The sequence below is a fragment of the Streptomyces sp. UH6 genome (assembly GCF_013421635.1).
GTDB lineage: Bacteria > Actinomycetota > Actinomycetes > Streptomycetales > Streptomycetaceae > Streptomyces > Streptomyces abyssomicinicus.
Window position 1 is genome coordinate 1 of sequence record NZ_JACADT010000133.1, and the last position, 9,184, is coordinate 9,184.

Consider the following 9,184-nt stretch of genomic DNA (forward strand, 5'->3'; position numbering starts at 1 on the left):
GAGGCCGAGCGGCTCACCGCCGCGGCCCGCGAGGAGGCCGGGCGCACCCTGGACGAGGCGCGTCAGGACGCCAACAAGCGGCGTTCGGAGGCGGCCGAGCAGGTCGACACGCTGATCTCCGAGACGGCCGCCGAGGCCGACAAGCTGCTCGCCGACGCGCAGCAGCAGGCGCTGCGGACCACCGCGGACGCGGAGGCGCAGGCCGACACCATGGTCGGCGCCGCCCGCAAGGAGGCGGAGCGGCTGGTCTCCGAGGCGACCGTCGAGGGCAACTCCCTGGTGGAGAAGGCCCGCAAGGACGCCGACGAGCTGCTGGCCGGCACCCGCCGGGACGCCACCTCGATCCGTGAGCGGGCCGAGGAGCTGCGCGACCGGATCACGGCCGAGGTGGAGGAGCTGCACGAGCGGGCCCGCCACGAGGCCGCCGAGACCATGAAGTCCACCGGTGAGCGCTGCGACGCGCTGATCAAGGCCGCCGAGGAGCAGCTGGCGAAGGCGGAGGCCAAGGCCAAGGACGTCATGGCGGAGGCCGCTTCGGAGGCCGGCAAGGTGCGCATCGCCGCGGTGAAGAAGGCCGAGGTGCTGCTCAAGGAGGCCGAGCAGAAGAAGGCCTCGCTGGTCGCCGAGGCCGAGAAGATCAAGGCGGAGGCTGTCGCCGAGGCCGAGCGGACCGTCGAGGAGGGCAAGCGGGAACTCGAGGTCCTGGTGCGTCGCCGCGAGGACATCAACGCCGAGATCTCCCGTGTCCAGGACGTACTGGAGGCGTTGGAGTCTTTCGAGGCGCCGAGCCCGGCGAAGGACGCCGGCGTCAAGGCGGGGGCTTCGGCGGGGAACACCCGATCGAGTGGCAAGTCGTCCGACAACTGACCGGAGGGTGAATTTCGGTGTCCTTGGGACGGTCCCACCGTTGTAACCCGCACCAGGACCGGCGATTTCCCCCTAAAACGGGCGGCATTCTCCCGATGAATCGGGCTTTCCGCTCGATGACACGCCGCCCAGCAGCCTAGGATTCCCCCTATCACCTCACCGGTCTCATTCGACAGGAACCCCATGAGCGACACTTCCCCCTACGGCTTCGAACTGGTCCGGCGTGGGTACGACCGCGCTCAGGTGGACGAACGTATCTCGAAGCTCGTCTCCGACCGCGACAGCGCGCTCGCCCGCATCACCGCGCTGGAGAAGCGCATCGAGGAGCTCCACCTCGAGACGCAGAACGTCCAGGCGCAGCCCGACGAGTCGGAGCCGTCCTACGCCGGTCTCGGCGCCCGCGTCGAGAAGATCCTCCGTCTCGCCGAGGAGGAGGCGAAGGATCTGCGCGAGGAGGCCCGTCGCGCCGCCGAGCAGCACCGGGAGCTCGCCGAGGCCGCCGCCCAGCAGGTGCGCAACGACGCGGAGTCCTACGCGTCGGAGCGCAAGGCCAAGGCGGAGGACGAGGGTCTGCGGATCGTCGAGAAGGCCAAGTCGGACGCGTCCCAGCTGCGCTCCGACGCGCAGAGGGACGCGCAGGCCAAGCGTGAGGAGGCGGACGCCCTCTTCGAGGACACCCGCGCCAAGGCCGCGCAGGCCGCCGCCGACTTCGAGACCAACCTCGCCAAGCGCCGGGAGCAGTCGGAGCGGGACCTCGCCTCGCGTCAGGCCAAGGCGGAGAAGCGTCTCGCCGAGATCGAGCACCGCGCCGAGCAGCTGCGCCTGGAGGCGGAGAAGCTGCGCACCGACGCCGAGCGCCGCGCCCGCCAGACGGTGGAGACCGCGCAGCGCCAGGCCGAGGACATCGTGGCCGACGCGAACGCCAAGGCGGACCGGATCCGTTCGGAATCCGAGCGGGAGCTGGCGGCGCTGACCAACCGCCGCGACTCGATCAACGCCCAGCTCACCAACGTGCGCGAGATGCTGGCGACGCTCACGGGCGCCGCGGTGGCCGCGGCGGGTTCCCCCGCCGACGAGGAGCCGGCCCGCACGGTCCCGGCCCAGCAGACCCGCTGACCCGACGGCCCGACAGTCCGTTCGCAAGGCCCGCACCGCCCCCGCGGTGCGGGCCTTCCGCGTGCCGGGGCGAACGGCGGTGCCGAAGCCCCGGTTCCGGTGGCAGCGCACCTCCCGCCCCCCTACCGTGGGGGCCATGATTTCGCTGGAGGGGCTGACCAAGAGGTACGGCGAGAAGGTCGCCGTGAACGAGCTGACGTTCGAGGTACGTCCAGGCATCGTGACCGGCTTCCTCGGCCCCAACGGCGCCGGCAAGTCCACCACCATGCGCATGATCCTCGGCCTGGACCATCCCACCTCCGGCGACGTCCGCGTCGAGGGCCGCCACTACGCGCAGCTGCGCGATCCCCTGAAGTCCATCGGCGCCCTGCTCGACGCCACCGCCAACCACGGCGGGCGCAGCGCCTACCACCACCTCCTCTGCCTCGCCCAGAGCAACGGCCTGCCCGAGCGCCGGGTGCACGAGGTCCTGGACGTCGTCGGTCTGACCACCGTGGCGAAGAAGAAGGCGAAGGGCTTCTCCATGGGCATGGGCCAGCGCCTCGGCATCGCCGCCGCGCTGCTCGGCGACCCGCGGATCCTGATGTTCGACGAACCGGTCAACGGCCTCGACCCCGAGGGCATCCACTGGATCCGCACCCTGATGCAGCGTCTGGCCGCCGAGGGCCGCACCGTCTTCGTCTCCTCGCACCTGATGAGCGAGATGGCCCTGACCGCCGAGCACCTGATCGTCATCGGCCAGGGCCGCCTCCTTGCGGACATGTCCATGGCGGACTTCATCCGGCAGAACTCGCGCTCCTACGTCCGCGTCCGCACTCCCGACCGGGAACGGTTCCTGGACGTGCTCCGCTCCGCCGGCATCACCGCGATGGAGACCGGTGACGTGCTGGAACTCGACGGGGTGGCCGCCGAGCAGGTCGGCGAGCTGGCCGCCCGGCACGCCCTGGTGCTGCACGAGCTGAGCCCGCAGCAGGCCTCGCTGGAGGAGGCGTTCATGCGGCTGACCGCGGAGTCCGTCGAGTACCACGCGCACAGCGGCCCGGCGGCCGACGAGCAGGCGTCCTGGGGCGCCGGCTGGAAGAAGGGATGAGCATGGCCGTCGCGCAGGTCGTCCGTTCCGAGTGGACCAAGATCCGGTCGGTGGCCTCCACCGTCTGGACGCTGTCCGTCGCCCTGGTGGTGACGGTCGCCCTCGGCGTGCTGATCTCCTGGCTCACCCGCCGCGAGTTCGGCAACATGCCCGCCCGGGACCGGCTCACCTTCGACCCGACCTTCATCAGCTTCGCCGGGATGAGCCTCGGTCAGCTCGCCATGATCGTCTTCGGTGTCCTGGTGGTCTCCAACGAGTACAGCACCGGCATGATCCGCACCTCGCTGGCGGCGGTGCCGCAGCGCGGGGTGTTCTACGGCTCCAAGCTGGCCGTGGCGACGGCGCCGGCCTTCGTGGTCGCACTCGTCACCGCCTTCGCCGCGTTCTTCCTGGGCCAGGCCGTGCTGGGCCCGCACCGGACGTCGCTCGGCGAGGACGGAGTGCTGCGGGCGGTGGTCGGCGGCGCGCTGTACATGACGCTGATCGCCGTCTTCTCGATGGGGGTGGCCGCGATGCTGCGCTCGCCGATGCTCTCGCTCGGCGTGCTGATGCCGCTGTTCTTCCTGCTCTCCCCCATCCTCGGCACGGTGGAGGCGACCAAGAAGGTCGGCCAGTACCTGCCCGACCAGGCGGGGGCCCGGGTGATGCAGGTGGTGACCATCGGCGACGACGTGCCCTACGGTCCGTGGGGCGGCCTCGGGATCATGGCGCTGTGGTGCCTGGTGGTCCTCGCCGGCGGCTACCTGCTGCTCAGGCGGCGCGACGCGTAAGGGAACAAAAGCGACGCAGAACGATTTTCCTGCCTTCGCTCTGGAACCACGGCCCCCGCTGATGGTCTCCTAACCCTGTCGGAGGCATGGCGCCCCGGCCACCACAACGCGGTGCCGAACGATGGGTGAAGCATGATCGAGGCAGTTGGCCTGACCAAGCGCTACGGCGACAAGACCGCCGTGGACGACCTTTCCTTCCAGGTGCGCCCCGGCATGGTCACCGGTTTCCTCGGGCCCAACGGCTCCGGCAAGTCGACGACCATGAGGATGGTCCTCGGCCTGGACACGCCCACGTCGGGCCATGTGACCGTCAACGGCTACCCCTACCGCCGCCTGCCCAACGCCCCCCGTCACGTCGGGGCGCTGCTGGACGCGAAGGCCGTGCACGGCGGCCGGGACGCCTACCGCCACCTGCTGAGCATCGCCCAGCTCTCCGGCATCCCCGCGCACCGGGTGGACGACGTGCTCCAGCTCGTCGGCCTCTCCGAGGTGGCGGGCCGCCGCACCAAGGGCTTCTCGCTGGGCATGGGCCAGCGCCTGGGCATCGCCGCCGCGCTCCTGGGCGACCCGCAGGTGCTGCTCTTCGACGAGCCGGTCAACGGTCTCGACCCGGAGGGCATCCTCTGGGTGCGCAACCTGATGAAGTCGCTGGCCGCCGAGGGCCGCACCGTCTTCGTCTCCTCGCACCTGATGAGCGAGATGGCCCTGACCGCCGACCACCTGGTCGTCATCGCCCGGGGGCGGCTGCTCGCCGACATGAGCGTGCGGGAGTTCATCGCCGCCAACTCGGCGGGCTTCGCCCGGGTCCGGGTGCCGGACACCGACGAGGGGCAGCGCGAGAAGCTCACCGCGGCGCTGACCGCGGCCGGGGCGCAGGTGCTGCCCGAGCAGGACGGCGCCGTGCGGGTGACCGGCCTGCCGCTGCCGCGGATCAGCGACGTCGCCCACGAGGCCGGGGTGCGGCTGTGGGAGCTGTCCCCGCACCACGCCTCGCTGGAGGAGGCGTACATGCGCCTGACCCAGGGCATGGTCGACTACCGCTCCACCGCCGACCCGCAGATCGGCATGCGGCCCGAGCCGGCCCCGGGCCGGGCCGACGGATGGGACGACGAGCCCGGCTGGTCCCCGCCGCGGCAGCCCGTCCACGCCTCCGACCGCCCGACCCTCACCGAGGACGCCCGATGACCACCCAGCCGATCACCGGCCAGGCCGCCCCGGCCCCTTCCTACGTCTCCCCCATCCCGATCAGCCGGACGCACCTGGGCCATGCGCTCGCGTCGGAGTGGACCAAGATCCGCTCGGTGCGCTCCACCATGTGGACGCTGGGCGTCTTCCTGGCGCTGGTGATCCTGCTGGGCTGCATGATGGCCGGGCTGATCGGCGCGGACACCTACCTCAACACCCCGTACACGATGCCCGCCTTCTTCGGCCTGCTGCTCGGCCAGATGTGCCTGGTGTCGCTGGGCGTGCTGGTGGTGTCCTCCGAGTACGGCACCGGGATGATCCGCACCACCTTCACCGCCTCCCCGCAGCGGCACCGCGTACTGGCGGCGAAGATCCTGGTGTTCTTCGCGGTGGCGTTCGTGACCGCCGCGGTGGCGATCGCCGCGGTCGGCCTCTACGCCCAGATCACGGTGGGCGCGCGGACCAACGCGAACTGGCTGCCGACCGTCTTCACGGGCGCGCTCTACGTGTCGCTGATGGGCGTGCTGGCGCTCGCGGTGGGCTCGATGATGCGGCACTCGGCCGGCGCCATCACCACCATGCTGGGCGTCCTGCTGGTCCCGGCGATCCTGCCGGCCTTCCTGCTCTTCAACGACGGCCTGGCGGACGTCGCGCAGGTGATGAGCGACTACAACGCCATCAACGCCCTGTCGCTGATCTTCGAGGGCGACCGGTCCACCGGCACCGGGGGCGCCCAGATCGCGCTGCTCGCGACACTGACCGTCCTGGCGTGCGCCGGGGCCTTCGCCGTCCAGGCCAACCGGGACGTGTAGGCACGCCCCGCCCCGGTTCAGTACCGGGGCGCGTTACGGGACCGCTGGGACCTCGTGGACCGGCGGTCCCTGGCGTTCCAGCACGCCTTGTGCCAGTGGCGGCGGTCGTCGACGCCGGCGTGGGCGGGCCAGGCCACCACGTGCGGGACGCCGGAGGGGATCATCTGGTCGCAGCCCGGGCAGCGGTAGGTCTTCCCCGCGGCGCTCGACCCGGCGACGTGCCGCACGCTCCAGTCCTCGCCCTGCCAGCTCTCCGAGGACTGCCAGCCGCCGTACCGACCGCCGCCCTCGTCGTCCTCGAGGGGACCGCCCCGTCCGTTCCCTCCGGCGGGGCCCTTGGGTCGGTTGCGGCGCGGGGACACGGTTCACCTCACGGGACGGGTGCGGGCTGGGACCCGCACAAGCCTACGCGGCCCCGCGCGGACGTCGGGCCGGACCGCCGGGAGGCGCGTCACCCGACCGGACACGACACCTCCGCTCCGCCTCGGGAACACGGGCGACCCATTCTGCAGACAATCGGCCAATTCCTGGATCCGCCCGTGACCTCGGCACGTGTCAGGCGGTTATGCCGCGTGGGGGAGCTCCGATCCGGGAGCCAGGAAAGCAGGAAGTGCCCATGCACGTCGGAAGTTTCATCGTCGCCGCCCAGTTCCCGGGCCAGGGCCACGGGGAGCCGCTGCACCGCGCGGTCCGCTCCGCCGAGGTCGCCGAGGAGGCCGGGCTCGCCGAGGTGTGGCTGGCCGAGCACCATTTCGTCCCGTACGGCGTCTGCCCCTCGGCCGTGACCCTCGCGGCGACGTTGCTGGGCCGGACCCGGCGGCTGCGGGTGGGTACCGCGGTGAGCGTACTGCCCACCGCGCACCCCGTGGCCCTGGGCGAGCAGGCCGCGCTGCTGCACATCACCTCCGGCGGGCGTTTCTCGCTGGGGGTGGGGCGCGGCGGCCCCTGGGTGGACCTGGAGGTCTTCGGCGCCGGCCTGGAGGCGTACGAGCGGGGCTTCCCCGACTCCCTCGACCTGCTGCTGCGCTGGCTGCGCGAGCCCTCGGTGGCGGGGGACGGCCGTTTCCCGTTCCGTGAGGTGCCGGTGGTGCCCCGGCCGTCGGAGGCGCTGGAGGGCGGTGCCGCCCCCGAGGTCGTGGTCGCCTGCACCTCCCCGGCGAGCGTCCGGCTGGCCGGCGAGCGCGGACTGCCGATGCTGCTGGGCATGCACGCCGGGGACGAGGAGAAGGCCGCCATGGTGCGGGCCTGGCAGGAGCACGCGCGGGCGGCGGGCCGGCCGGAGGAGGCCGTCCGCTCGGCGGCCCACGTCTCGGCGGGTCTCTGCCAGATCGCCGACCGGCCGGAAGACGCCAGGGAGACGCTGCTGAAGTCCATGCCGGGTTGGCTGAAACAGGGCCTTGCCGCGCATGTGACGGTGGACGGCCGGGTGCGCGCGATGCGTGATCCCCACGCCTACACGGAGATGCTCTGCCAATTGCATCCGGTGGGCACGCCCCGCCTGTGCGCCGACCGGCTCGCGGCCACCGCGGAGCGCACCGGGATCCGGCGGTTCGCCCTGCTCACGGAGGGGTCGGGTGATCTCGCGGCCACCGAGGAGAACCTCCGGCGGCTCGGCGGCGAGGTTCTGCCGCGCCTGGTGTGACGTGCGGGGCGACGGACGGCACGCAGGGTGCGAGGGTGGGCGGGACGGAGCGCGTGACGAGGTGCGCCACGACCGGGACCGGTGTGACGGCCGGCTCCGCGGGCGGGATGCCGGCGGCGCGGGGTGCGGTCCGGCGTCCTGGCGGGAGGGTGGTCGCCCCCGCCGGGACGTCGGACCGTGCCTCATGAAGGTCAGCAGTCCCGCAGTTCCGGCGACTGGTTGAGGAGTTGCGCGCGCACCGAGGTGAAGCGGGCCAGCCGCTCCTCGCTCCCGTCGAGCGGGAACACCGCGACGCGGTGGCAGTTCTGGAAGGCGAGGCGCACACCGAAGTGGCGTTGCAGGGCTCCCCGGATCGCGTCGCTGGCGAGCGCGCGCAGGAGCTGACCCCGTGCCTGCTCGTCCGGCGGCGGCGTCTGGTTGTCGGCGAACGGTCCGCCGTCCACCTCGAGCTGGGCCACCAGTGAGCTGATCATCTCCCATGCGTAGGGCAGGGAGGTCCGGACGCAGTCGACGAAAGCCGCTTCGTCGACCTCGCCTCGCTCGGCCTGTTCGAGCAGGGCCGGTGAGACGTCGAGCGACATGAGTTCTCCTCTCGCACCCCCTCGGCGAAGGGGTTGCCGGACGGTACGGGACGGCGGGCGTCGGACACGCTGCGTACCCGTGCCACAACCGCCCGTTCACTACGGTAGGCACCTCCGGGTCCCCCGCACCAGGAGACGGCGTACTTGTCCGATTTCGCATCGCCGCGTTCCGCACACAATCAGCCAGAACCGCACAGGGAGCTCCCGGGGCGAATCGCGTCGAGCGCCGTGGGTCGAGTAGCGTTGCGGACCATGCGTCTTGTCATCGCCCGCTGCTCCGTCGACTACGCGGGGCGCCTCACCGCACATCTGCCGTCCGCTCCCCGCCTGATCCTGGTCAAGGCGGACGGGAGCGTCTCGATCCACGCGGACGACCGCGCCTACAAGCCGCTGAACTGGATGTCGCCGCCGTGCGCCCTCAAGGAGGGCACGGGCGACGACGCCGGCGTCTGGACGGTGGTCAACAAGGCGGGCGAGAAGCTGATCATCACGATGGAGGAGATCCTCCACGACTCCTCGCACGAGCTGGGCGTGGACCCGGGCCTCATCAAGGACGGCGTCGAGGCGCACCTTCAGGAACTGCTCGCCGACCGCATCGACACGCTGGGCGAGGGCTACACGCTGATCCGCCGCGAGTACATGACGGCGATCGGGCCGGTCGACATCCTGTGCCGGGACGGGCAGGGCGGGACCGTGGCCGTGGAGATCAAGCGGCGCGGTGAGATCGACGGCGTCGAGCAGCTGACGCGCTATCTGGAGCTGCTGAACCGCGACCCGTTGCTCGCGCCGGTGCGGGGGGTGTTCGCGGCGCAGGAGATCAAGCCACAGGCGCGGGTGCTGGCGACGGACCGGGGCATCGCCTGCCAGGTCCTCGACTACGACGCTCTCCGCGGCATCGAGGACGACAAGCTCCGCCTGTTCTGACGCCGGCTCCGTCCCGGCGTGACGCCGGTCTCCGTCCCGGCGCGGCCGGTTCCGCGCACACGCACTCCGCCCCCCACGGTTCGTCGCCGTGGGGGGCGGAGTGCGTGTGCGCGGTCGGTGCCGGGACGCCTCAGGCGACGGGGGGCGTCTGCGAGGGGTCCGGCCCGGGCGGGCCCGTCAGGGACGGTGAGACCTGG

At 71.9% G+C, this 9,184-nt stretch carries 9 protein-coding genes and 1 pseudogene; 8 read left to right on the top strand and 2 right to left on the bottom strand.

What is annotated here, in order from left to right:
• The 6 genes and pseudogenes from HW445_RS10095 to HW445_RS10120 form a co-directional block, all read left to right on the top strand.
• Positions 1 to 867, top strand: a pseudogene (locus HW445_RS10095) (hypothetical protein); the annotation flags it as partial.
• 183 nt (positions 868 to 1,050) lie between these two features.
• Complete coding sequence (locus HW445_RS10100) at positions 1,051 to 1,983, top strand: cellulose-binding protein (protein WP_151771203.1); 933 nt, start codon at positions 1,051 to 1,053, stop codon at positions 1,981 to 1,983.
• A 136-nt stretch (positions 1,984 to 2,119) separates the two neighbouring features.
• Positions 2,120 to 3,073 (top strand): ATP-binding cassette domain-containing protein, encoded by a 954-nt coding sequence (locus HW445_RS10105; protein ID WP_180220691.1) that lies wholly within the window; start codon positions 2,120 to 2,122, stop codon positions 3,071 to 3,073.
• Positions 3,074 to 3,075: 2 nt separating this feature from the next.
• Entirely contained in the window at positions 3,076 to 3,843 is a 768-nt protein-coding gene (locus HW445_RS10110; RefSeq protein WP_180220692.1) for an ABC transporter permease subunit, read from the top strand.
• 132 nt (positions 3,844 to 3,975) lie between these two features.
• Positions 3,976 to 5,028 (top strand): ABC transporter ATP-binding protein, encoded by a 1,053-nt coding sequence (locus HW445_RS10115; protein WP_180220693.1) that lies wholly within the window; start codon positions 3,976 to 3,978, stop codon positions 5,026 to 5,028.
• Positions 5,025 to 5,840, top strand: coding sequence for an ABC transporter permease subunit (locus HW445_RS10120; protein ID WP_180220694.1), 816 nt, complete (start codon positions 5,025 to 5,027; stop codon positions 5,838 to 5,840). Before HW445_RS10115 ends, HW445_RS10120 begins: the two co-directional genes overlap by 4 nt.
• A 17-nt stretch (positions 5,841 to 5,857) precedes the next feature.
• Here the strand turns inward: HW445_RS10120 and HW445_RS10125 are convergent, their stop codons facing one another.
• A complete protein-coding gene (locus tag HW445_RS10125) occupies positions 5,858 to 6,202 on the bottom strand; it encodes an ATP/GTP-binding protein (RefSeq protein ID WP_180220695.1) in 345 nt (114 codons plus the stop codon).
• 254 nt (positions 6,203 to 6,456) lie between these two features.
• Here HW445_RS10125 and HW445_RS10130 point away from each other — a divergent pair, with 254 nt between their 5' ends.
• Positions 6,457 to 7,482 (top strand): LLM class flavin-dependent oxidoreductase, encoded by a 1,026-nt coding sequence (locus tag HW445_RS10130; RefSeq protein WP_180220696.1) that lies wholly within the window; start codon positions 6,457 to 6,459, stop codon positions 7,480 to 7,482.
• A 191-nt stretch (positions 7,483 to 7,673) separates the two neighbouring features.
• Here HW445_RS10130 and HW445_RS10135 read toward each other — a convergent pair whose 3' ends face one another.
• Positions 7,674 to 8,063, bottom strand: a complete 390-nt coding sequence (locus tag HW445_RS10135; RefSeq protein WP_151771210.1) for an SCO5389 family protein — start codon at positions 8,061 to 8,063, stop codon at positions 7,674 to 7,676.
• A 252-nt stretch (positions 8,064 to 8,315) separates the two neighbouring features.
• Here HW445_RS10135 and nucS point away from each other — a divergent pair, with 252 nt between their 5' ends.
• Positions 8,316 to 8,987: an endonuclease NucS gene (gene nucS / locus HW445_RS10140; RefSeq protein ID WP_180220697.1), complete on the top strand. Its 672-nt coding sequence runs from the start codon at positions 8,316 to 8,318 to the stop codon at positions 8,985 to 8,987.
• Positions 8,988 to 9,184 lie beyond the last annotated feature (197 nt).

What these genes read in the sequence shown, in the direction of transcription:
- HW445_RS10100 (WP_151771203.1), top strand. Translation starts at nt 1,051, where the DNA reads ATGAGCGACACTTCCCCCTACGGCTTCGAACTGGTCCGGCGTGGGTAC.
- HW445_RS10105 (WP_180220691.1), top strand. Translation starts at nt 2,120, where the DNA reads ATGATTTCGCTGGAGGGGCTGACCAAGAGGTACGGCGAGAAGGTCGCC.
- HW445_RS10110 (WP_180220692.1), top strand. Translation starts at nt 3,076, where the DNA reads ATGGCCGTCGCGCAGGTCGTCCGTTCCGAGTGGACCAAGATCCGGTCG.
- HW445_RS10115 (WP_180220693.1), top strand. Translation starts at nt 3,976, where the DNA reads ATGATCGAGGCAGTTGGCCTGACCAAGCGCTACGGCGACAAGACCGCC.
- HW445_RS10120 (WP_180220694.1), top strand. Translation starts at nt 5,025, where the DNA reads ATGACCACCCAGCCGATCACCGGCCAGGCCGCCCCGGCCCCTTCCTAC.
- HW445_RS10130 (WP_180220696.1), top strand. Translation starts at nt 6,457, where the DNA reads ATGCACGTCGGAAGTTTCATCGTCGCCGCCCAGTTCCCGGGCCAGGGC.
- HW445_RS10135 (WP_151771210.1), bottom strand. Translation starts at nt 8,063, where the DNA reads ATGTCGCTCGACGTCTCACCGGCCCTGCTCGAACAGGCCGAGCGAGGC.
- nucS (WP_180220697.1), top strand. Translation starts at nt 8,316, where the DNA reads ATGCGTCTTGTCATCGCCCGCTGCTCCGTCGACTACGCGGGGCGCCTC.